Origin of the sequence: Micromonospora sp. CA-248089 (assembly GCF_050948515.1) — a bacterium.
Lineage (GTDB): Bacteria > Actinomycetota > Actinomycetes > Mycobacteriales > Micromonosporaceae > Micromonospora.
This window is the reverse complement of the sequence record NZ_CP192016.1, coordinates 1943210-1965569: the sequence shown is the minus strand read 5'-3', so window position 1 is coordinate 1965569 and position 22360 is coordinate 1943210. Positions and strand designations below refer to the sequence as shown.

The 22360-nt window shown below is 69.8% G+C and carries 17 protein-coding genes and 2 pseudogenes; 7 read left to right on the top strand and 12 right to left on the bottom strand.

Going from position 1 to position 22360, the window contains the following annotated elements:
• The first annotated feature begins 97 nt into the window (after window positions 1–97).
• The 3 genes from ACQP26_RS09445 to ACQP26_RS09435 all read left to right on the top strand — a co-directional run bounded on the left by ACQP26_RS09445 (window position 98) and on the right by ACQP26_RS09435 (window position 4276).
• Window positions 98–313 carry a hypothetical protein gene (locus ACQP26_RS09445; protein WP_433495479.1) on the top strand — a complete coding sequence of 72 codons (216 nt, stop codon included), beginning with the start codon at window positions 98–100 and terminating at the stop codon, window positions 311–313.
• A gap of 400 nt (window positions 314–713) precedes the next feature.
• Window positions 714–3221: a hypothetical protein gene (locus ACQP26_RS09440; protein ID WP_433495478.1), complete on the top strand. Its 2508-nt coding sequence runs from the start codon at window positions 714–716 to the stop codon at window positions 3219–3221.
• Entirely contained in the window at window positions 3218–4276 is a 1059-nt protein-coding gene (locus ACQP26_RS09435; RefSeq protein ID WP_433495477.1) for a hypothetical protein, read from the top strand. Before ACQP26_RS09440 ends, ACQP26_RS09435 begins: the two co-directional genes overlap by 4 nt.
• A 769-nt stretch (window positions 4277–5045) precedes the next feature.
• Here ACQP26_RS09435 and ACQP26_RS09430 read toward each other — a convergent pair.
• A complete protein-coding gene (locus ACQP26_RS09430) occupies window positions 5046–5501 on the bottom strand; it encodes a hypothetical protein (protein ID WP_433495476.1) in 456 nt (151 codons plus the stop codon).
• 1260 nt (window positions 5502–6761) lie between these two features.
• Between ACQP26_RS09430 and ACQP26_RS09425 the strand changes: the two are divergent.
• Window positions 6762–7258: pseudogene (locus ACQP26_RS09425) on the top strand (IS21 family transposase); the annotation flags it as partial.
• 84 nt (window positions 7259–7342) lie between these two features.
• On the opposite strand, the gene ACQP26_RS09420 reads toward ACQP26_RS09425, so the two are convergent.
• The 4 genes and pseudogenes from ACQP26_RS09420 to ACQP26_RS09405 all read right to left on the bottom strand — a co-directional run bounded on the left by ACQP26_RS09420 (window position 7343) and on the right by ACQP26_RS09405 (window position 8968).
• Window positions 7343–7873 (bottom strand): EXLDI protein, encoded by a 531-nt coding sequence (locus tag ACQP26_RS09420; protein WP_433495475.1) that lies wholly within the window; start codon window positions 7871–7873, stop codon window positions 7343–7345.
• A 48-nt stretch (window positions 7874–7921) separates the two neighbouring features.
• On the bottom strand, window positions 7922–8254 hold the full coding sequence (locus ACQP26_RS09415) for a hypothetical protein (RefSeq protein WP_433496238.1): 333 nt from the start codon (window positions 8252–8254) through the stop codon (window positions 7922–7924).
• Between the two features lie 105 nt (window positions 8255–8359).
• A pseudogene (locus ACQP26_RS09410) lies at window positions 8360–8449 on the bottom strand (DUF1707 SHOCT-like domain-containing protein); the annotation flags it as partial.
• 84 nt (window positions 8450–8533) lie between these two features.
• Window positions 8534–8968, bottom strand: coding sequence for an EXLDI protein (locus tag ACQP26_RS09405; RefSeq protein ID WP_433496114.1), 435 nt, complete (start codon window positions 8966–8968; stop codon window positions 8534–8536).
• A 254-nt stretch (window positions 8969–9222) separates the two neighbouring features.
• On the opposite strand from ACQP26_RS09405, the gene ACQP26_RS09400 reads away from it, so the two are divergent.
• From ACQP26_RS09400 to ACQP26_RS09390, 3 genes are read left to right on the top strand one after another with little or no spacing between them, the layout of a single operon-like run.
• Window positions 9223–10452, top strand: a complete 1230-nt coding sequence (locus ACQP26_RS09400) for a cytochrome P450 family protein (protein ID WP_433495474.1) — start codon at window positions 9223–9225, stop codon at window positions 10450–10452.
• Between the two features lie 10 nt (window positions 10453–10462).
• Complete coding sequence (locus ACQP26_RS09395) at window positions 10463–11107, top strand: FMN-binding negative transcriptional regulator (protein WP_433495473.1); 645 nt, start codon at window positions 10463–10465, stop codon at window positions 11105–11107.
• Window positions 11108–11114: 7 nt separating this feature from the next.
• Window positions 11115–11855: a thioesterase II family protein gene (locus tag ACQP26_RS09390; RefSeq protein WP_433495472.1), complete on the top strand. Its 741-nt coding sequence runs from the start codon at window positions 11115–11117 to the stop codon at window positions 11853–11855.
• Here ACQP26_RS09390 and ACQP26_RS09385 read toward each other — a convergent pair.
• The 7 genes from ACQP26_RS09385 to ACQP26_RS09355 are packed head-to-tail and all read right to left on the bottom strand — an operon-like array spanning window position 11833 to window position 22357.
• Entirely contained in the window at window positions 11833–12582 is a 750-nt protein-coding gene (locus ACQP26_RS09385; RefSeq protein ID WP_433495471.1) for a thioesterase II family protein, read from the bottom strand. The two genes, ACQP26_RS09390 and ACQP26_RS09385, sit on opposite strands and share 23 nt — an antisense overlap.
• Window positions 12579–15311, bottom strand: a complete 2733-nt coding sequence (locus ACQP26_RS09380; protein ID WP_433495470.1) for an amino acid adenylation domain-containing protein — start codon at window positions 15309–15311, stop codon at window positions 12579–12581. Before ACQP26_RS09380 ends, ACQP26_RS09385 begins: the two co-directional genes overlap by 4 nt.
• 31 nt (window positions 15312–15342) lie before the next feature.
• Window positions 15343–16167, bottom strand: a complete 825-nt coding sequence (locus ACQP26_RS09375; RefSeq protein ID WP_433495469.1) for an SDR family oxidoreductase — start codon at window positions 16165–16167, stop codon at window positions 15343–15345.
• Window positions 16154–16924: a thioesterase II family protein gene (locus ACQP26_RS09370; protein WP_433495468.1), complete on the bottom strand. Its 771-nt coding sequence runs from the start codon at window positions 16922–16924 to the stop codon at window positions 16154–16156. Before ACQP26_RS09370 ends, ACQP26_RS09375 begins: the two co-directional genes overlap by 14 nt.
• Window positions 16921–17139, bottom strand: a complete 219-nt coding sequence (locus tag ACQP26_RS09365; RefSeq protein WP_433495467.1) for an MbtH family protein — start codon at window positions 17137–17139, stop codon at window positions 16921–16923. The genes ACQP26_RS09370 and ACQP26_RS09365 overlap by 4 nt, the downstream gene beginning before the upstream one ends.
• Before the next feature lie 54 nt (window positions 17140–17193).
• Complete coding sequence (locus ACQP26_RS09360; protein ID WP_433495466.1) at window positions 17194–18513, bottom strand: lysine N(6)-hydroxylase/L-ornithine N(5)-oxygenase family protein; 1320 nt, start codon at window positions 18511–18513, stop codon at window positions 17194–17196.
• A 46-nt stretch (window positions 18514–18559) separates the two neighbouring features.
• The gene (locus ACQP26_RS09355) at window positions 18560–22357 is read right to left on the bottom strand and encodes a non-ribosomal peptide synthetase (protein ID WP_433495465.1); all 3798 of its coding nucleotides are present in this window, start codon (window positions 22355–22357) and stop codon (window positions 18560–18562) included.
• Between the last annotated feature and the right edge of the window lie 3 nt (window positions 22358–22360).

The window sequence follows — 22360 nt, the reverse complement described above, 5'->3', positions numbered from 1 at the left end:
CCGGGCAATCTAGGCTCCTGGCGCACGGATGCAACAACGAGGTATCCGTGTTGGGCGATACGCAATCCACAGGCAGGGCTGGAAGACGGGGCGGTCGATGAGCGGTGAACAACGAATCGACCACGCCCGGCTGCTCTACGAACGAGCGGTCTTCGACGGCGACGCCGACGCGCTGGGGATCGCCGGGCGGGAACTGGACGGAGTCGAGGCAGATCTCGCCCTGGCCCGTGGCCGGATCCTTCATGCACGGTCCCTTGAGGACGGTAACGAAGATCCACACGAGCTAGCGCTATTCGAGCGTTCGACCACCTAAACCACCGACCGATTAACATCGACATCCGTAGCTGCATGGTAGGCTCAACACCGACATCGATCATGCCGATGAGCTGCTGAAACTTCAGATGAGGCAACTACGGCTGGAGTACTAGGCATCTCCAACGATCACCTGTCTGAGCACCAGAAGTAGCGAGCAGCACCGGTCTGCCTGGCGGTGGCGTGCTCCTCGAAGAACCACTTCAGTGCGTCGAGAGTGCGGAAGGCGCCCGTACCGATGGCACGCCGTCAGCAGGTACAGGTGGGCATCGGCGGTGTCGATCGTCTCGGGCTCTTCGCCGCCGGGGCCGGCATCGTCCACCGCAATCCCCATATCGGCGGCGGTGCCCATCCATGAGGGCGATTTCCGGCGGACTACGCCAAAAGATAGCCTCACCTGCGTGTCGGCTGAAAAGCTCGCGGCTGAGACCGAGATCGCCTCACAGGTGCAATCCGCCCTCACTGAGATCGCCGCTGTAGCGGTCTCCCAGCCCGGCCCCTCCGAAGAGCGCGTGACCGCGATGATGGACCGGCTCCAGCAAGACGAACTCAGGGCACTCGAGCCCTTCTTCCGGCACACGATCGGGGCGTTTCTCCGCAAGCGCCGGGACCGCCTCCTGCTGCACTTGGAGAAGAAGCTCACTGCGCCGAAGCCGGGAATCCCTCCACGTCCGGCGGTACCCACACCGGCGACCGTCTTTCGGCGGAACACCCCAGCCACGACGGCATCCCAGATTCCGACCGCCCGCCCCGTGAAGCAACCGGTCACGCAGGCAGAGGTGGACGAACGGATGGCAGACCTCGAGGAGGCTCTCAACAAGCTCAGCGAGAAGCACATCTTCCAGTGGCACACCTTCTACCGCGACTGGCTGTCCGAGGACTTCGACTGGTTCCTGGATGCACTCGCGAGCTATGTGCGCTATCCGCAGGTGCTGGAAAAGATTCACGACGCACTCGCGGCCCACTCGGCGGAAATCTTCGAGAAGGGCAGGCGCCATCAGATCAATCAGGGGGAGACCGAGCAGTACGCGATCGACAAGTCGCTCAAGGGTCTGCAGAGCTTTCTCGACCTGCCGATCGAGTTCTACTCGGCCCGGCTGCCGAGTGCGGTGGACACCAGGCGGGCGACGAGGCTGCGGGCGCTCACGTCCACCATGCTCTCGGCAATCTTGACCGGCTACACCCAGCTCGACTTCGGCACGTACACCGGCGGTGCGGTGCTCGCCCGCTACCCGCGGTCGTGGGCGCACACGCTCGCCTTCTCCACCCCCGACGACCTGGACGCCCTGCTGGGGCTCATCGAGCACAACGACTTCGCGCGCAGCCTGATGTTCTACCTCACGCCGCTTGTGGAGGCGATCGAATCGCTTGGTGAGGGCAGGGAGCACATGCCGCTGCCCGCACTCTCCCAGCTCCGGTCGGATGCCGGGCTGATGAACATCTGGCTCAGACCCTCGGCGCTGTCCCCGTACCCCCAGCTGATCGAGCTTGAGTGCTATCTCGGCGATCGGTACGTGCGACAGCCGGATCTGCTGGAAGCCGCCCGCCGGGGCGTCACAGTCGCGGTGGTCCCGATCAGCACCGGCCCCGCACACCGCGTGCAGGACGACCCGCGGCTGCAGCAGATTGTCGTGCCCGCCGAGGCAGACCTGTCGAAGGTACCGAGCATCCGTGACGCAATCAGGGCACCCCTGGTCGGCAGGGCCTACCACCAGGGCACCGCCTCGTCGCGCCGGCAACCCCTGGGCCACAACGTCGCCAGGGCGTTCCCGCGGGACAACCCCAACCTCCTTCCCTACTACATCGTCCATCGTCAGACGGTGCGGGACCTGTTCCGCACATTCGAGAGCCGCAGCGGCGTCCGCCTCTGGTGCAGCGTGCGTCGCAGCGGCAAGACGACTGCGGGAGCACGGCTCGACGCCGACACGACCACGGGGCAGGTGACCGTCGTCAAGCAGACCTGTGACACTACGGGCGAAACCCCCAACGACAACATGTTCTACAAGCAGGTGCAGGCCGCCCTGACTGCTGGCAACTGGTTGCCGGAAACGTTCTTCAGGGATCTCATCCGGCGGTGCGGTGACGGCCAGGCAATCTCCGACCGCACGGTCTTCGTCCTCGACGAGTACGAAACGCTCTTCGGTGCGCTTAGCGCGTCCCTGCGGCGGGACAACGACCTGCGTTACTTCGTCGTGCAGCCCCTTCTCAACCAGATGGTCGAGTTCTCCCGGGAGAACCTCATCATCTTTCTGGGGCAGCAGCCCAACGCCCACTACATCCTGATGGATCAGAACCAGCTCAGCCCCTACGTGCAGCAGGACTCCTTCCCCCTGTTCGACCACAAGCAGGGAGAGCCCCGGGAAGAGTTCGCACAGCTCATCCGGAAGGTGCTCACCAATCCGGTGAACCCGGACGCGTCTTTCGTCGATGCCGTTTACCGCGAGACCGCCGGCCACCCGTATCTCACCGTTTCGATACTGTCGGGGCTTGTCGACTGGCTCATCGAGGAGAAACGGCCCGTCAACAAGCTCGAACTGACGCGAGACGACTTCGACCAATTCGCCGCGACCCGGCTGCGGCCCGCCGCGGTGAGCCTCAACCGGGACTACGGCATCTTTCACGAGGCCGCCCGTGAGGCGCTCAGCGAGGCCGGACGCCAGCGATCGCCGTGGCTGCACGAGGTCTACGCCGTACTACGCGCCGTGGCACGGTCCTCACCGGAGACCCTACGCTGCACCCGGAGGGACTTCGAAGAGATCGCCGCGCAGGTGTCGGACGGGATCGACGCCGGGCGGCTGCTGGCCACATCCAGCGACAGCAACTTCCTCGCCTACGACGACCAGCACGTCTGGCCCCGCATCCGGCTGCTCGGCCGGATCGCCGCTGTCGCGCAGGGAGGAGTTAAATGACTGCGTACATCGACGAGCACATGTCGCCGCACCGGCTGGCCCAGGTCGTGGCCGACCGCCTCGATACCGAGGAGTCGCCGGTCGCCGGTTACTGGTACGAGGTCCGCGGCGATCGGGGCACGTACGCGGACGAGCTGCGCAGGCTGCTCGCCGGCAGCCCCGTGGTGGTCCTCGTCGTCCGCGAGGTCGTCTTCGACAACCCAAACGCCGTGCAGGCGGAGTTCGTCGACCTGATCGACAAACACCGCGACGAGTTCGAGCAGGTGCTGGGTGCCCTGCCCGAGTACGCACCCGTGGTAGCAGTCGTGCTGCTGACCCGCCGCGTACCGGCGGTGCCGCAGTTGGCGTCGCCGGCCATCATGCCGGGGTGGTTCCCCCGTGTGGGCGGCACCGTCGTTCCCGTCTACCTGCGGGACCTCACGTGGACCGGCGGTGCGGCGATCGACTGCAGCGAGTCCGCGGTCCCCGAGATCTGCAGCGGGCTGTTCAGACTGGACGACGCGCTGCTTGACCGGCTCACCTGCGTCCACGCCGCAGAGCCCGCGGCTGCCGACGCCTTCTGGGAGCGGGTGCGTTTCGACGACGGGTACGACTTCGCCGCCTTCCTGTCCCGGTCCCGCCGCTCTCGTGCCGCCGTACGCAACAGGCAAGCGTTCCGTCCCGACGCCCGGAACGGCACCACCGTGGTCGCGCGACTCTGGAAGATGGTCCAGCGGACGTCGCCCGAGGCGCTGGGCCGCGCCGGCGCTGATCTGGCGAAGGCCCTGCGCCTGCCCGAGCCGCTGGATCGCGACTGGCATCAGCCGTTCGTATCGGTGCTCGGGCGACCGGCCAACCGGCCGCCGGCGATGGCCACTGCATTCGCCAGCAGTGTGCTGCGGACCGTCGCCGCGAGTGCCCAGTTCATCACCGTCGCCGCACACGCCGACGACTACGGCGCCTATCCGGTGACTCTCCTACGCTCGACCTCCCTTGACTTGCTGGTGGCAATGCGGGACGCCACCTCCCTGCTACAGACGCTCGATCCACCCCGGTCAACCATCCAGCCACAGTAACGGGCACCTCCGTATGCGGCCACCACACCCGGTCGACGGCGTAGCGCCCGCCAAGGCTCTCGGTCAGGGCTCTCGGTCAGGGCACCCGTTCATGCGCCGGTCCGCCGCCAACCAGCAGCACGGGATTCCGGTAGCCGACGCTCGATCATGAGCATCATTGACGCCGGGAGACCCGTAAGGTGCGGCGAATGGGGTAGGAGGCGCTCGGGCAGCATCAGTCCTGGACATGGCCTTCCCGCCGACCAATTCACCCCGCCGCAGAGCAGGTGGCGCCGGTGAAGCTGTCTCCCCGGCTCACCGAGCCCGACTGCCCGAGGCCAAGCAGTCATGATTGCGCGCCATCTACGACCGAGGACGTCCCTACAGCTACACCTACTACGACGTCTGACCGTCGCGGTCGTCGCGATAGCACCCATCCTTCGGCGGGCTCACGATCATCGGCATGAAGGACGTGAGCCCCCCTTGCAGGTAGTCGGCGCTCTAGCCAACTGTTTCTCCCAGCTCTCCCCGCCCTCGCAGCCGGGCATGACGATCAGCATGCACGAGGGCCGGCCCACCGTAGGAACGGCCACCATCATCGAGACGTCGAACGCGCTAACTCGGCACGACCGAGAACAAGCTCGACCTGATTGTGGCGGCACCGCGTAGCGAGTCGTCTGAGACATGAGCGGACATGCGTCGCCGTCGTCGGCGCATCCGGCATCAGGGTTGCGCCGAGCTATCCACCGGACCCATGGACGGCACTCTTACCGGTGCAGATGCGGCGAGACTACAGAATAAGTTGCACGCTGGCGGCCGGCACCGTCGCGACCACGTAATCCTCGATCAGGTCCGGCTGCAGGCCAACCATCGCGTTCCTACCGACGTAGCGGACGACGAACGTAGTCTCGCGGAGCCACGTCTCGTCATAGTCGGCAAGACTCTCTGGCACTTCACCCACGAGTCGCACCTCGTCACCCGGCTTGACCACGGCATCTGCCGGAGCCTCATCGCGTTGGATGGCCGTGATCGCGTGGATGAGAGTCTTCAGCGGTTCGGTGTCCGCGCCGTAGTGAACCAGATGGCCCGCCTGGCCGAAGATGACATCGGCCTGGGCTCTGCTCAAGTCGGCGAGCGCCTCGACCGCACCGGCCGCCAGGGTCGGGCTCCCCGACGTGTGAAGTTGCGCCGCCAACGCTCGGAGCAGGCGATCGATGACAAGCTCCGCGGTCTCCTCGTCCGTCATCCGGCGAGGATATGACCAGCCGACGGCACCGTCGTCGGCCAGCACGTGCAGGGCCAACTCTGGTGTCATGCAAGACGGCCAGTCCGTCGGCATCCGCCTCGGCGTGAGCGCAAACTGCCGGACCCAAGCCGCAGGCGCTGATACTTCGGGCAGGCCGAAGAGGTCACCGACGAGGACACCCTGGTCGGGTTGCTGGCGGTGGGATTCGAGTCTCAACTGCCGGAATCCCTACCTACTTCCCCGTCGTGAATCTAGAGCCGCACGTCGATGCAGGATCGTCCCGGCGACTGGCGTCGGCCGAGCCAGGACGACAAGTCGGCAGCAGGCAGGCGGGAAGCAGCCCACTCTGACCACTTCGGTCTTCTCTGGGAGGTCACGCCAGGCGCTCGCCCACATCGCCGCAGGTGAAGCCCATCCGTTCTTCCCGGCATGGGTGAGCACTTCGGGTGCGGTGACCACTTCGACAACCCGCACCCAATCTGCACCCACCTGTAAGGTACGAGCCGCCACAAGCCCTTTACCGGCCTGACCTGCGGACACTTCCCCACCAGGCGATATTGAGTGCCGTTGACTGCTGTTCACTGCCGTTGAGTGCAGTTGTGTGAAGCAGGACGCCGCACCGTCCCTGACCTGCGAAAATGAGAATATACAGGTCGGGCTGGGTGCAGTTGGATGCCGTTGGGTGCACTTGAATGCTGTTCAACGCCGTTCAGTGCGTCCGTCTGCTCCCAATCTGCCCCCGGAATCGGGGCACGAGACGGGCGGCGGCTCATCTGCGGGCACGGCTCGCCCGGGCGCAGGCGGGCAACCGAGTGGGCACGGGACTCGCAGTGGCACATCCTCGGCTTCGAGAGCGGTGCTGCGTCGGCTGGCTTTGTCCGCTGCTCCCACACCGCTCCCTCCGGACACCCGTCAGCCATTCCACCGAGATGACCGGGCAACCAGCGGAAATTGAAGATTCCTTCATGGCCGCGGGCGCCGAGGACAGCTTCGGCTCCGCCGGGAAGTCAACCCTGGGTTCCCAGGCGCGCTTGATCGGGGTAACCGTGTGATGGAGGCAATGCCCGAGATCACTATCGTTCAGCGTCGATCATTGAGCCATTTTCATCGTGATCAAGGGGCCTGAGCAGGCGCTCAGCGGCGTGTCGCTGCTCCAGATAGGACGAAGCTCCCGGTAGGACAGCAGTCGACCAAGCATCGGGAGGTGCTGAGCGTGGAGGAGACTGGGCGGAGATCCGTCGGTTGCACCGGGCGGAGCAGATGGCGATCAAGGCCATCTGCCGCCGGCTGGGGGTCTCGCGGAACACGGTGCGTAAGGCCTTGGCCAGTCACGAGCCGCCCCGCTATCAGCGGGCGGCGAAGGGCTCGATCGTGGACGCGGTCGAGCCGCAGATCCGGGCGTTGTTGGCGGAGTTCCCGGACATGCCGACGACGGTGATCATGGAGCGGGTTGGGTGGATCCGCGGCAAGACGGTGTTCGCCGATCGGGTGCAGCAGCTGCGGCCGCTGTTCCGCCGCCCTGACCCGGCCCAGCGGACGGAGTATCTGCCGGGTGAGCTGGTGCAGTGCGATCTGTGGTTCCCGCCGGCGGACGTGCCGTTGGGCTTCGGGCAGGTCGGCCGTCCGCCGGTGCTGGTGAGGTGGCCGGGTATTCGCGGTGGCTGTCAGCGGTGATGATCCCGACCAAGCAGTCACCGGACCTGCTGGTCGGGCACTGGGCGCTGATCTCCGGCTGGGGTCGGGTCCCGAGGGCGTTGGCGACCACACCCGGTGGTTCGAGACCGGGTGCGCCTACGTCCGCCAGCACATCGTGGCCCGGCAAGCCCACGTCTACCACGAGCTCAGATCTGCAGGTCCTCGATCACCGGGTGCCGGGCCGTGTCGACGACCAGGTCGTAGAGCTCGGCCGGCAGCAGCTCGCGCAGATCCTCGAGGGTGTCGGCGACGTGCAGCAACGACTCCGCGGGAGTCGTGGTCCACGTCTGGTCGGCGCTCCAGTTGCCGATCCAGCTGCGCCAGCCCGTGTTCCACTTGTCCGCGTCGGCGCCGACCGCAGTATTCTGCTCGGAGCGGGCGATGTGCACGACGAACTTCCCGCTGCGGGAACGGTAGACGCGGTAGTGCTCGGCGCCCTGGGCGGTGCTGCGCCCCCACTCGCCGAGCAGCACCCCGGAGAACCGCTGGCGCCGGCCGAGGCCCTGGCCGACCCGCACGACTATCTCGTCGAACCCATCGAGCCGGCCCTCCTCCACCTCGACGAAGCGGCGCAGGGCAGCGGTGATGGCCGCGGAGAGGTTGCCCCCCACCAGTTCCTGTGCGCGGCGGAACAGCGGCAGGTCTTCGTCCGACACGTAGATCGTCTTGTTGGGCACGGCGTCCTCCTTCCCTCAACTACACCCATACGAGAACGTACCGGCCAGTCAGCGCCCCCGGAGCACGCGCACCACGCCGAAGAGCGACGGCACGTGAATCCGCACCGCCGGCACGCCGGGAACCGCCGGCACCGCCCCGTGGTCGACCTCGTACGAGCTGAACCAGGCGCTGCCGGTGGTTTCGACCGGCACGCCATCGGGCACCAGGATCTCGAGCTCACCAACCAGGCACAGACCGCTGATCATGATGTCATCCGCACCGGCGGCGGCGTCACGCAGGTCGACCGTGCAGACCGCGCCGATGATCACGGCGCGGAGCGGCCGGCCCCGCACCGGGCGCCACCAGCCCTGGCGCCGGCTGTCGCTGAACACCGCCGTCACCCGCCGCACCTCCGTCGCCGTCCGCGGAGCCGCCGCTGCGGTGATGCCGTCGGTGGCACGGGCCAGGTCGGCGCTGGTCTCGGCGGCCCACACCGCGCCGACCCGGCCACTGAACTCGTCAAGAGTAAGACGCCCTTGACCGCACGCCACCTCCAGCTCTCGGGCCGCGGCGGCCCGCCGTTCATCGGAGAGCATGCGCGGGCATCTCCGCACGCGGGAGCCGGCCGGCCGGCGCGCCGCGGCGGGCGAGCCGCCCCGCCGCGGCGCCGGAAACGGCGCTCACGGCCGGGCCTCGTCCGGGTCGCCGAGGACGTCGCGGATCTCGCGCAGAACGTGCTCCGGCACCAGCTCGCTCAGTCCCTCAATGGTCTCGACCTCGGTGACGGAGGCCCCGCCCTTGATCACGCTCCAGCTCTGCTCGCCGCGGCCGAGGCTCATGTCAAGGAAGGAGCGCCAGCCCCAGATCGACCTGTCCGACCCGTGCAGCTTGACCCGGTCCTCCCGGCGCGTGTGCAGCACAAACCTACCCTCCGGGGTGCGATAGACGCGCAGCGTCCGAACATCACCCTCGCGGGCGGCGCCCCACTCGCCGAGCAGCGCGCCGGCGAAGGTCACCTCGCGGGCCGGGGCGACGCCGACCTTGATTGACACCTTCTCGTAGCCCTCGGGTAGACGATCGTCGTCGTTCAGAACAAAGAAGTTGTTCTCCTGCATGCGGACCACCTGTCCCTCCCTATGTATAAGTGTAAGTATAAATTGTAGAGGCTGCCACCAGAAGCGCCGTCCCGCCGGCGGGACGGCGGAGCCACCCTGGCCGCACGTGCCTTGAGGCCCTCCGGGGCGCCGGGCATCCTGAGATCGGCCGCGACCAGCAGAGGTCATCGAGCCCGGGCCGTCGTGCGCCGTGCCGGCACCCTGCAGATTCCCACGCTTTCGGCCCAGGACATCGGTCATCGAAGGAGCTCGTCGTGAGCCTATCCGTCAGCCTCGCCGACCCGGCGTTTCTCGACGACCCGGTCGGCGGCTACCACCGGCTGAGGGATCAGGCCCCGCTGGTGCGCATCGGCATGCCTGGCGGCCCCCCGGTATGGCTGGTCACCCGCTACGAGGAGGTGAAACGGGCGCTCAGCGACCCCCGGCTGGTCGTCGACCACGGCAACGTGCCGGGGCATCAGGGCCTCAGCGTCGTCGAGCAGATCATGCAGGCGTACGGCATGCCGAGCGAGTTCTGGGACTATGCGGCGAACATGACGTTCATGGACGGCGCGGACCACAACCGGCTGCGCCGCCTGATCGTCCCAGTCTTCGCCCGGCGGCGCATCACCGAGATGACACCCCGGGTCGAGCAGATCTCCCGACGCCTGCTCGACCGCCTCGCCGCGGCCGGCGGCGGCGACCTGATCGACGACTACTCCTCGCCGCTGACCAGCACGGTCATCTGCGACCTGATCGGCATCGACGAGGCCGATCAGCCGGCCATGCGCCGCTGGATGCACGAGTACACCGAAGGCCGATACGCCGAGGCGGCATTCCAGATGGTCGACTACACGAAGAGCCTGATCGCCCGTCGGCGCGCCGAGCCGGCAGGCGACATGGTGTCCATGCTGCTGCACGCCAGCACGACCACCGACGACCGGCTGTCGGAGGTCGAGATCGTGGCGATGACGTTGCTGATGGTCAACAACGGCCACCTGTCCACCTCGCACTTCATCCCGAACGCGCTCCTCGTGCTGTTCGACAATCCGGACCAGCTCGCCCGGCTGCGCAACGAGCCAGCGCTGCTGCCCCGTGCGCTGCACGAGCTGATGCGCGTCACCAGCCCGGCGCAGATCGCCACCCCGCGCTACGCCACCGAGGATCTCGAGATCGGTGGCGTGCTGGTCCGCCGCGGCGAGGCCGTCACCGGCTCCCTGATGTCGGCGAACTTCGACCCGCGGGTCTTCCCGGACCCGTTGCGCGTCGACATCACCAGGGATCCGGGCCGGCTGGAGAACCACATCGCTTTCGGCGCCGGTCCGCACTACTGCACGGGGGCGGCGCTCGGCCGCCTCGAGGGCGAGACCGCGCTGCGGCACCTGCTGCTCGAGAACCTGTCGCCTGAGCTGGCGGTAGGCCGCGAACAGTTGCAGTGGGAGGACGTCGCGTTGGCCGTACGGCTACTCAAGGCACTCCCCGTTCACCTTTCCCACGCCGTCTGAGGAGCCGACCGTGCTGGTACCCCGCATGTACGAGCCCGCGACCCGGGAGCAGACCGAGGCGATCATCACCGGCCATCCCCTGGCCGTGCTGGTCACCAACGGCTCCAGCGTGCCGTACGCCACCCACCTGCCCGTGATCCGCCAGACGGCGGGCGTCCCGCTCATGGGCAGCACACTGCTGTGTCACATGAACCGGGCCAACCCGCACTGGGCGACCCTGGCGGAAGCCGGCACGAGCCACGGCAAGCTGGTGTTCAGCGGACCGGGAACCTATGTGTGCCCGGTCCTCTACCAGACCGAACCGGCCGCGCCGACGTGGGACTTCGCGGTCGTACACCTGTCCGGCCGCATCGAGCCGCTGCCGGCCGGCGAGCCGACCCTCGACGTGGTCCGCCGTACCGCCGCCACCCTCGAGGGCAACTTCGGAAGGGACTGGGACCAGACCGGCTCCATCGAGTACTTCCGCTCCATCGTGGCGGGCGTCGGCGCCTTCCGCTTCATCGTCGAGCAGGTGGAGTCGATGTTCAAACTCAGCCAGGAGAAGGATGAGGGCATCCGCCAGCGCCTCATTGAGGACTTCACCGGCTCACCGCGCAACGGCTCGGCGCAGGTCGGCGATCTGATGGCGAAACTCGGCCTGGGCACCTCCGAATGATCCGCCGGTGAGCGACCACCCTTGCCTGTGGTGGCTGCGGCGCTCGGCCACGCCGGCCGATGCGGTGCTGGTGCTGCTGCCCCCGGCTGGCGGCTCGGCGCAGACGTTCGCCGGATGGGACCTGCACCTGCCCGGGCGTCTCGGCATCGCCGCCGTGCAGTACCCGGGACGCGCGTCGCGCCGGGCGGAGCCGCCGGCCGGTTCGGTCGGCGCACTCGCCGGGGAGGTGTTCGAAGCCCTGGCCGGGCATGCCGGCCCGGTGCACCTCTTCGGGCATAGCCTGGGCGCGTTGGTCGGCTTCGAACTGAGCTGGCGGTTGCAGACCGAGCGACGCGCCCCCGCCACGGTCATCGCCTCGGCCGCCGTGCCGCCGCACCGGCGAGCCGCCCTCGGCGACCGCCTCGCCGATGCCGCGGCCGGTGACCTCGCGATGGTGCTGACCGACGCGCGAACGCTCTCCCCCGCGGCGGCACGCCGGCCGCAGGTGCTGCACCGGCGCGCGCCCATCTACCGCGCCGACTTCGCTGCCGCGCACGCCTACGAGTACGGGCCGGCGGTCCGCCGTCTGCGCACGCCGCTCGTCGCCGTCGGCGGCCGGCAGGACCCTCTCGTGCCCGGCGCCGAGCTGGCCCGCTGGCGCGAGCTGACGGAGGCGCCGCGCGGGGTGCACACGCTGCCCGGCGGGCATTTCTACTATCTCGACAACATGGCGGCGCTGGCCGCGCTCATCGCCGACGCGGTGCGCTGAACGGTCCTCGCGCGCCGCCCTCGCTCAGGGCCGCGCCGACGATCCGCGGGATGAGCTCCGGCGCCTCGTCGATGACCAGGTGACCTCCCGGCACCATGTGCAGCGCCACCGGACCGGTGGTGTAGTCGCCCCAGCAGGACAGCGAGCCGGCGTCGACCTCGGTGTCGTCGTCGGCGCCGATGATCGTGACCGGGCAGGAGACCGCGGGCTTCCGCCGCGGCCGCCACCGCGCGACTGCGGTCAGATCGGCGCGCAGCGTCGGCAGCGACAACGCCATCAGCTCCTCGTCGGCCAGCACCTGCGGCGGAGCGTTGAGCCGTACGAGGAACTTGCGCAGCGCCATCTCGCTGAGCCCGGACGGGTCGATCTCGGGAGAGAGGTCCGGCGCGGGCGCACCGGACACCACCAGGTGCGCCGGCGGGCAGCCGTACTCGTACTCGATTCGGCGGGCCAGCTCCAGGGCGAGCATGGCGCCCATGCTGTGCCCGAAGAGCGCCAGCGGGCCCGCCCGCCAGGGCACGATCCGTGCCAGCGCGTCGGTGAGGATGTTCTCCGCGCGTACATAGGGCCGCTCGGCGAACCGGGTCGCCCGGCCGGGCAGCTCGAGCGGAACCACCTCGATCTTCGGCGGCAGGTGCCGGGGCCAGTCGCGGTAGATGCGGTTCGCCGAGCCACCGGCGTATGGCAGGCAGAAGAGCTTCAGGCGTGGGTGTACGACGGCGCTCACGCCCGCAGCGCCTCTGCGAGGCGGCCGACCGTTGGGTTAAGGTAGAGGATGCGGGGATGCAGCGGCGGCAGGCCGCGTTCCCTCATCAGCGCGGCCATCCGGACGGCCAGCAGCGAGTTGCCCCCGAGGGCGAAGAAGTTGTCCCCCGCACCGACCGCGAAACCGAACAGCTCCTGCCACACGGCGCGGAGCTGGTCGCTGAGCCCGTCGTCCGGCGACGGCTCGGCGGCCGGCGCATCCGGGGCCGGGCCGAGCACCGGGAGGGGAAGCTCGTCCACCGCGACCTTGCCGTTGCGGGTCAGCGGCAGCTCGGTCAGCTCGGTCAGGGTGGCCGGGAGCATGTACTCGGGCAGCCGGGCGGCGAGATGGTCACGGACCTGCTGCGTGGCGATGCCGTCGAGCACCACGTAGGCGTCGAGACGCGCGGTGGCTGCGTCGCCCGGATCGGACCGGCGCAGCACGACCACCGCGGTGCGCACGCCGGGACATTCGGCGGCGACCGCGCGAATCTCGTCGAGCTCGATGCGGAAGCCGCGCAGTTTTACCTGACTGTCGATCCGGCCCAGGTGGTCCAGGCTCCCGTCGGGGTGCATCCGGCCCCGGTCGCCGCTGCGGTAAAGACGTCCGGGTCCGTCGGCGTCCGCGACGAACCGCTGCGCGTCGAGCTCAGCGCGGTTGAGGTAGCCCAGCGCCACTCCCCGGCCCCCGACCCAGATCTCCCCGGCGACACCGGGCGGCGCCAGCCTGCCGCGGGAGTCCACGACGCGGACCTCCCATCCCGGCAGCGCGCGTCCAACCGACCGCGACCCGGCGAGCGCCGCGCCACGATCCGCGTCATGCTCGGTCACGTGCACGGTCGTCTCGGTGATGCCGTACATGTTCACGAGCCGGCACTGCGACTCCGGGTGGCGGTCGAGCCACGGCAGCAATGTGCGTGTCTGGAGCGCCTCGCCGCCGAAGACGACCAGCCGCAGGGCGAGCGGGTCGCACCGCTCCCGGTCCGCCTCGGCCAGCAGGGTGAAGGCCGACGGGGTCTGGCTCAGGACGGTCACGCGCCGCTTCCCCAGCAGGTCGCGGAAATCCTCCGGCGATCGCGACACCCAGTACGGCACCACCACCAAGTGCCCGCCGGTGAGCAGGCATCCCCAGATCTCCCACACCGAGAAATCGAAGGCCAGCGAGTGGAAGAACGTCCACACGTCGTCCGGGCCGAGACGGTAACCGTCCCGGGTCGCATCGAGTAGGGCCGTGACGTTGTTGTGGGATACGAGCACGCCCTTGGGCCGCCCGGTCGACCCGGACGTGTAGATGACGTAGGCGGCGTCCGCAGGACGTACGCCGCTCGTTGGCGGCCCCTGCTCGTACCCGGCGCCATCCCGGTCCAGCTCGTCCACGCTCACGACCGGCGCGCCCAGGTTCTCGCCCTCCGCACCGCCGGTGGTCACGACCAGTCGCAGGCTGGCGTCGGCGCCGATCCAGCGCAGCCGGTCGGCCGGTGCTCCCGGATCCATCGGGACGTAGACGCCGCCGGCCTTGAGAACACCCAGCACCGCGGCAACCAGGGCGACGCAGCGCTCTCCGTGCACGCCAACCCGGTCGCCGTCCTGCACACCGCGCGCCCGCAGCCCGTGGGCGACCCGGTTCGCGTGCCGCTCCAGCTCTCCGTAGGTCAGGGTGGTGTCCTCGTCGGAGACGGCGACGGCGGACGGCGTGGCCGCGGCCCGGTCGCGGAACGCGTCGGCGATGCGGGCGGAGGTCACCGGCGCGGGACGCGGTGAGCGGCCCAGCGCGAGGATTCGTTCCCGTTCGCCGCTGTCGAGAATTCGGGCGTCCGCGCTCTCACCACGACCGATCGAGCGCTGTGCCTCCCGCAGGTGCGCTGTGAGCTGCTGCGCCATCGCCGGGCTCACGCTGCGCAGCCGATGCCGGATCTGGAGGCGGCGGCCGCCGTGCCCGGTCACCCGGGCGAGGATAGTCAGCTCGGCCGGCGGGGCGAGGAACGGCAGGTAATCGGCGCCGTCGCGGGCATCCGACTCGATCCACATCAGGAGCGCGGCGGCGCCGGGCGGCGCAGGCTCACCGTCGCTCAGGCGGACCGGATCCCCGCCGTCCACCGCGATCGCCGCGGGCGTGGGCCTGTCCTCGTCGTCGTAGTGATCTAGCAGGACCGCCAGCGCCGCGGACCACACCGCGGGGTCGGCCGATTCCTCCTCGTCCAGCGGCATCTCCCACTCGGCGTACGACCGGTCGCACCGGGCGTCACCGAAACCCCAGGACGGCACGGGCACCGGGTAGGCGGCAGGGGCGCCCGTGCCGTCCGGCGTCGGCACCGGGCCGAGCGGCCGCGGCTCGCCACTGCCCGCGACGGCCGCGGCCAGCTGCCGCAGGCCGTCCCGGCGGAGAACGTCGCGGCAGGCGACCACGACAAGATCCGTAGCGTCCGGGTGACGGATCAGGACGCCACGCAGGCCCTGGGCGGCGGGGACCGGGCGCCGCATCTCACGTCGGCGGCGTACCCGGGCCGCGTCGCTGCCGGCGAGCGCCGGCGTCTGCTCCACCCACAGCGGGCCGCCGGTGATCGCCTCCCATCGGCGGGCCGTCTCGGCGGCACCGGACGGGGTCGTCAATCGCACCCGCAGCGCGTGACAGGCGGCGGCGCTGCCGTCGGGACGATCCGTACGGACCACCGGGCTGGCACCGGATCCGGCGGCGGGTGGCGGTGAAGACACGGTCGCGCTCCTGTTCTGGTGGAGACGGCGTTCACCGAGCGGTGAAGCCACCGTCGACGGTCAGCACCGAGCCGGTGACCTGGCGGGCCTCGTCGGAGGCCAGCCAGACCGCGGCCGCGGCGACATCCTCGGGTTCGATCAGGGCGTTCATCGGCTGGGCCTGCACGAACGTCTGCTCATGCTCGTCGACCGCCACCTCAAGCGAACGGGCGATCTCCGACAGCATCCGGCCCTCGACCTCGGGGTCGTCGCGCACGGATCCCGGGCACACGGCGTTGACGCGCACCTTGAGCGGGGCGTAGTCGAGGGCCGCAGCCTTCGTCAGACCGATGATGCCGTGCTTGGCGGCGACGTAGCCGGCGAAATGCCGGTAGCCGACCAGCCCGGCGGTGGAGGCGACGTTGATGATGCTGCCGGCCCGCTGCCCGGCCATGAGCGGCGCCACGGCGGCGGTCATCCGCCAGGCTCCCGACAGGTCGACGTCGAGCATCAGCTGCCATTCTTCCTCGCTGATGTGGTGCACCGGCCGGCCCGACGGCGCGGCGATACCAGCACCGTTGACCAGCACGTCGACGGCGCCGAACCGTTCATGCCCGCGGCGTACGAGCGACGCCACGGCTTCCGGATCGCGCACGTCCGCCGGCACGCACACGACCGCCGCGCCGTGCCGGCGGCACAGGGCAGCGGTGTGCTCCAGCTGGCTGACGGTGCCCAGCGGGTAGGGCACCCCCGGCACCGGCGCCGCGACGTCGACGAGCACCAGGTCGGCACCCTCGGCCGCGAACGCCTCGGCGCAGCTGCGCCCGATGCCGCGCGCGGCTCCGGTGATCACCGCGGTCTTATCAGCCAGCCGCATACCCAGTGACTTCCTCGGGCGCCGGGCTCTCCCGGCGGGAACTGGCTGGCAGGGACGCCGCGATCGCCCGCAACAGTGCCGGCGCCTGGTCGACCAGGTACATGTGGCCCCCATCGAACTCCTTCACGGCGAAGCCGGCCCGGGTGGCGGAGCCCCACGCGGCGACGTCCGAGAGCGACACCAGATGGTCCTGGAGTCCACGCACCGCCGTGACCGGCGCCTCGATCGGATCGGTGAAGCTGGGCTGGTACTCCTCGTGCATGCGGACGTCGGCGCGCAGGGTGGGCAGGATCAGCTCGCGCATCTCCGGGTCGGTGAGCGCCTCGTGGGTGTAGCCCGCGAACTCCTCGACGCGGCCCAGGAACTCGTCGTCGGCCAGGGTGCCGGCCCGCTCCACACGGCCGCTCCAGGGCGCGGGTGAGCCGCTCACGACCAGCCGCGCGACCACGTCGCCGTAGGACTCGCCGAGGCGGTGCGCGAGCTCGTACGCGATGACCGCGCCGAGGCTGTGACCGAACAGGGCCACCTCGCCGTGCTGGTCGACCGCCTCGACAGCCTCCGGCAGCAGCGCGGCGACGGCCTCGGCGACGGTGCGGCACGGCTTTTCAGACAGCCGCCACTCCCGGCCGGGCAATTGCAGCGGCACGACGGGCATCGCGGGCCCGGCGAGCTGCTGCCACGGCCGGTAGAACGAGGCCCCGGCACCCGCGAACGGAATGCAGACCAGCGCCGGCGAGGCACCGCTCCCGGCGGTCACTGGCCGGCCGCCATGGCTTCCCGCAGGCTCCTGGGGCGCAGGTCCTGCCAGTTCTGCTCGACGTACGCCAGCGCGGCCGCGCGGTCGGACTCACCGAACACCACGCGCCAGCCGGCCGGTACCTCGGCGAACGCCGGCCACAGCGAGTGCTGGTCCTCGTCGTTGATCAGCACGAGGAACCGGCCGTTCTCGTCGTCGAAGGGGTTGGTGCTCATGTCTCGCCTCCTGTTTCTTCACGGTTACGGCTTGCACGAGGACAGCAGAGGTGGTCAGGCCCGCACGGTGCGGTCGTGCTCCACCGCGCGGCGCGCGAGCAGGGAGCCGGTAATGTCACCGCTACGGGTGGCCAGGTTGGACAGCAAAGACGAGGTCAGCCCGTGGGTGTGCTCGGTGCCGCCCTGGAGGTAGATACCGCAGCGCAGTCTCGGCGAGGTCACCACGCGGTAGTCGCGCTCCACCCGGTACCGGCCCTGCTCGTCGCGGTGGCAGTAGGCGTCCAGCTCGCCGAGCACGTCGGCCGGTTGCATGGGCAGGTAGCCGGTGGCACACACGAGCAGATCGAGGTCGAGATCGATCTCCTCGTGGGCGCTGAACGAGTTGACGGTAACCCGGGTGTCCTCGTCGGCCCGCTTGACCGCGAGGATCCGGGCCAGGTTGAGCACGCGCAGTCGCTTACGGCCGGCGACGGATTCGTCGTAGGTCCGTTGGTAGAGGTCGCGTAGCAGGTCGGCGTCGACGACCGAGTAGTTGGTGTTGCGGTGGTAGTGCCAGAAGGCGTCCTTGGCAGCGTCCGTGCCGAAGTAGAAGTCGTCCACGGCGGCGGGGTCGAAGACCCGGTTGGCGAACGGGGTATCGTCGGCGACCGCGTAGCCGTACGACGGCAGGATCGCCGTGATCGTGGCGTGCGGGAGGGTGTCGTGCAGGTGGCGGACGATCTCCGCGGCACTCTGCCCGGCGCCGACGACGGCGACTCGGTTCAGCGTAGCGGCGTCGCAGCGGGCGTAGCGGTCCAGGAACTCCGAACTGTGCCAGACCCGTTCGTCGCGCTCGACGCCGGCTGGCATACGCGGCACCAGTCCGGTCGAGATCACGACGTTGCTCGTACGGAATCGGAAGGGGCCCCGCGCACTGTCGACGGCATCAACCTCGACCGCCCAGATGTCGTCCTCCGGCTCGCCGGGCGCCGGGCGCAGCCCGGTGACGCGCACGTTGTAGCGCACCGGGACGCTCACCTGCGCCGCGGCCCAGCTCAGGTAGTCGTGGAACTCCTGACGGGTGGGGAAGAAGTCGTGGTTGTTGACGAACTCCGGCAGCCGGCCCCGGTCGTGCAGGTAGGACAGGAACCCGAAACGCGAGCGCGGGTTGCGGAATGTGACGAGATCCTTCAGGAAGGATATCTGCATCTTCGCTCCCGGCAGCAACATTCCCCGGTGCCAGGCGAGCTCCGGGCGTTGCTCCAGGAAGACTGAGCGGAGCGGCTCCGCGCCCGGTCCGGCCGCGTGTTCTTCCAGCGCTATCGCCAGAGAGAGGTTGGCCGGTCCCAGGCCCACGCCGACGACGTCGTAGGTGACAGGCTCACTGATAGCCATACGAACTCCCGATGCTGTGACGGACGAGGTAGGCGACGAAGCCTGGTCACGGCCGGCCTAGCAGCCGGTCGAGCACCGCGGCGATCTCCGCAGCAGGTCCGGGCGTGGTCATGTCGAGGTGGTTGCTGCGGACGTCGTACGAGTGGATCTCGCCTTGGACGTGCGGCCTCCACATCGGCATCCAGGACTCCTCCTGTTCGAGGGCGGCATGGAAGTAGTGGACGTCGCCGGGGTAGACCGGCGAGTCGAACCGCTTGATCAGCGCCATGTTGTTGGTCAGCACGATCGAGGCCTGGTCGATGAAGTCGGTGTGCCGGCGCACGTCGACGAAGTCGGAGACGTACTCCTCGATGGACGCCCGTGCCTCGGACTCCGGCACGTCCTGCCCGGCGAACCCGCTCGACGGCACGCAGTCGAGCAGGGCGAGCAGCGTCACCTCGTGCCCGCGCCGGATCAGCTCCACGGCCGTCGCGTGCGCGACCGCTCCGCCGTACGACCAGCCGAGCAGCCGGAACGGTCCCCGGGGCTGGCGGGTCAGGATTTCGTCGGCGTAGGTGTTCACCATCTCCTCCATGGAGGCGGGCAGCTCGTCGCCGGGGCGGTACCCGGCGGCCTGCACGCCGAGCAGCGGTGCCGCTTTGATCACGGCGGCCAGGCCCAGGTACGACCAGCACAAGCCGCCGCCGGGGTGCAGGCACCAGAGCGGATCGGCGTCGCCAGCGCTGAGCGGCAGCACCAGGGCGAACGGGTCGTCGAACTCGTCGGGCAGGCTGCCCGAGAGCAGCCGCGCGGCCAACTCGGCCACCGTCGGGTACCGGAAGATCGTCCGGATCGGCAGGTCGGCGCCGAGCTCCTCGCGGATACGGCTCATCAGCCGGGTGGCGAGCAGCGAGTGGCCGCCGAGGTCGAAGAAGCTGTCCTCGACCCCGACCCGCTCGACGCCCAGCACCTCGGCGAAGAGGTCCGCCAGGATCCGCTCGCGCCGCGTACGGGGCTCGCGTCCGCTGCCGGTCCCGGCGAATCCGGGCGCCGGCAACGCCCGCCGGTCGATCTTGCCGCTGGCGTTGACCGGGAACTCGTCGAGCACGACCACGCCGGACGGCACCATGTACTCGGGCAGCCGCTGCCGGGCCAGCTCGCGCAGCTCGGCGGTGATCTCGCCGGCGTCGCCGTCCGGCGCGGTGGGGGTCACGTACGCCATCAGGCGCTGGTCGCCCGGCTGGTCCTCGCGGGCCACGACGATGGCCTGGCCGATCGCCGGATGCGCAGCGAGCACCGCTTCGATCTCGCCCGGCTCAATCCGGAAACCGCGGACCTTGACCTGTAAGTCGATGCGCCCGCGGTACTCCACGGCGGCGTCGGGGCGCCGGCAGGCGAGATCTCCGGTGCGGTACATCCGCTCGCCGGGGTGGAAGGGGTCGGCGACGAACCGCTCGGCGGTGAGGCCGGGACGCCCGAGGTAGCCGCGGGCCAGCCCGGTGCCGGCGAGGTAGAGCTCGCCGGTGACGTTCGGCGGCACCGGACGCAGCGCCTTGTCCAGCACGTAGACGCGGGTGTTCCAGATGGGATTGCCGATCGGGACGCTGGTGGCGTTCGGGGTGGGCCGGTGCCGCCAAGAGGTGACCTCGACGGCGGCCTCTGTGGGGCCATAGACGTTGTGAAGCTCGGTGCCGGGCAGCAGGCGCACGAACCGGTCGGCAAGGTCGACCGGCAATGCCTCGCCCGCCGCCTCGACCCTCCTCAGGGTGACGCACCGAGCCGCGGCCGGCTCGGCCACGAACGCCTCGAGCAGCGACGGCACGAAGTCGGCCACGGTCACCCGCTGGCCGGCGATCAGCTCGGCCAGGTAGGCGGGGTCCTTGCGGCCGCCCGGCTTGGCCACGGCCACGGTGGCACCGGTGAACAACGGCGCAAACAGCTCCGGTACGGAGACGTCGAAGCCGGCCGAGGTGATCAGCAGTACTCGGTCGTCGTCACGCGCCGCGAAGTGGGCGTTGCCCCACAACAGCCGGTTCATGATCGACCGGTGCGACACGACGACTCCCTTGGGGCCGCCGGAGGAACCGGACGTGTAGATAACATACGCGGCGGAGCCGGGAGTCACCCGCACCGGCGGGGCGGTGGTGGGCTGCCCGGTGAGGTCGGGCAGCGCGTCGAGCGCGAGCAGCGGGCGGGCGTCCTCCATGAGATACCGCACCCGTTCCTCCGGAAGGTCCGGGTCGATCGGCAGGTAGGCGGCGCCGGACTTGACCACGCCGTATACGGCGACGACCAGATCGATCGATCGCGGCACCCGCACGGCTACCACGGTTTCCGGGCCGGCGCCGCGCTCGGCCAGCCAGTGGGCAAGCTGGTTGGCCCGGGCGTTCAGTGCGGTGTAGGTGAGGCCGGTGTGCTCATCGACGACGGCCGTACGCTCCGGCGTCCGGGCGACCTGCGCCTCGAACGCCTCGGCGAGTGTGGCCTCGGGCAGCTCGTGCGCGGTGTCGTTCCACTCGCCGATCACGAGGTCGCGCTCACCGGGCAGCAGCACCGACACGGAGCTGACCGGCGCATCCGGATCCGCGACGACCTGCGCGACCACAGCGGTCAGCCGCTCGGCCAGGGCGGTCACCGTGTTCCGGTCGAACAGGTCGGTGGCGTACTGGATGCTGCCGTGCACCGCACCGTCCCGGCCGGGCATGAGGGTGAACAGCAGGTCGAACTTGGTGGTGCGGGTGGAGACCGGCTCGAAGCCCACGGTCAGCCCGGGCAGCCCGAAGCTGGACTCGGCGACGTTCTGCCATTCGCACATCACTTGGAACAGCGGGTGGTACGCGATCGACCGGGCGGGGTTGAGGTGCTCGACCAGCCGGTCGAACGGGACGTCCTGATTCTCGTACGCGGCCAGGGCCTTCTCCCGCACCTGAGCCAGCAGGCCGACGAAGCTGGGATCGCCGGACAGGTCGGCGCGCAGCACCCAGGTGTTGACGAACAGGCCGACCATCTCGGTCAGCGCCTCGTCGGTGCGCCCGGCTATGGGGCTGCCGACAGTGATGTCCTCGCCGCCGCCCAGGCGGTGCAGCAGGACCGTCAGCGCGGCCTGGGCGACCATGGACACCGTGCCGCCCGCCTCGCCGGCCAGCTTCTCCATGCCGGTCAGCAGCTGCGGCGGCATCGTGAAGTGGACCGCGTCGCCACGGCTGCTCGCCTCCGGCGGACGCGGACGGTCCAGCGGCAGGCGCAGTGGCTGCGGAACCCCGGCGAGCTCGGCGCGCCAGTAGTCGACCTGCCCGGCGATCAGGCTGGTCGGGTCGTCCTCGTCGCCGAGCAGCTCCCGCTGCCACAGGGTGTAGTCCTTGTACTGCACCGGCAGGTCCGCCCAGTCCGGCGCCCGGCCCTCGCGCCGCGCGGCGTACGCGGTCATCAGGTCGCGGGCCAGCGGCGCCGCCGATCCGCCGTCGGCCGCGAGGTGGTGGATGACGAGGACGAGCACGCTGTCCTCCGGCGCGCTGCGCAGGATCCACGCCCGCAGGGGAAGCTCCGCGGTCAGGTCGAAGTGATAGGTGACCGCTTCCGCCACCGCGGCGTCGACACGGTCGGCCGGGGCGAGGATAACCGGCACCTCGATCGATGCCTCCTCGCCGGGCACGATGTGCTGGTAGGGCTCTCCGCCCGGCCCGAGGCCCACGCGGGTGCGCAGGCTCTCATGCCGGCCGGCCACGTCGCCGACGGCCGCGGCGAGCGCGGCGTCGTCCAGCGCGCCCCGCAGGCGGAACACCGCGACGATGTTGTAGGTCGCCGACGGTCCCTCGAAGCGGTGGATGAACCACAGCCGGCGTTGTGCGTATGACAACGGGATCATGTG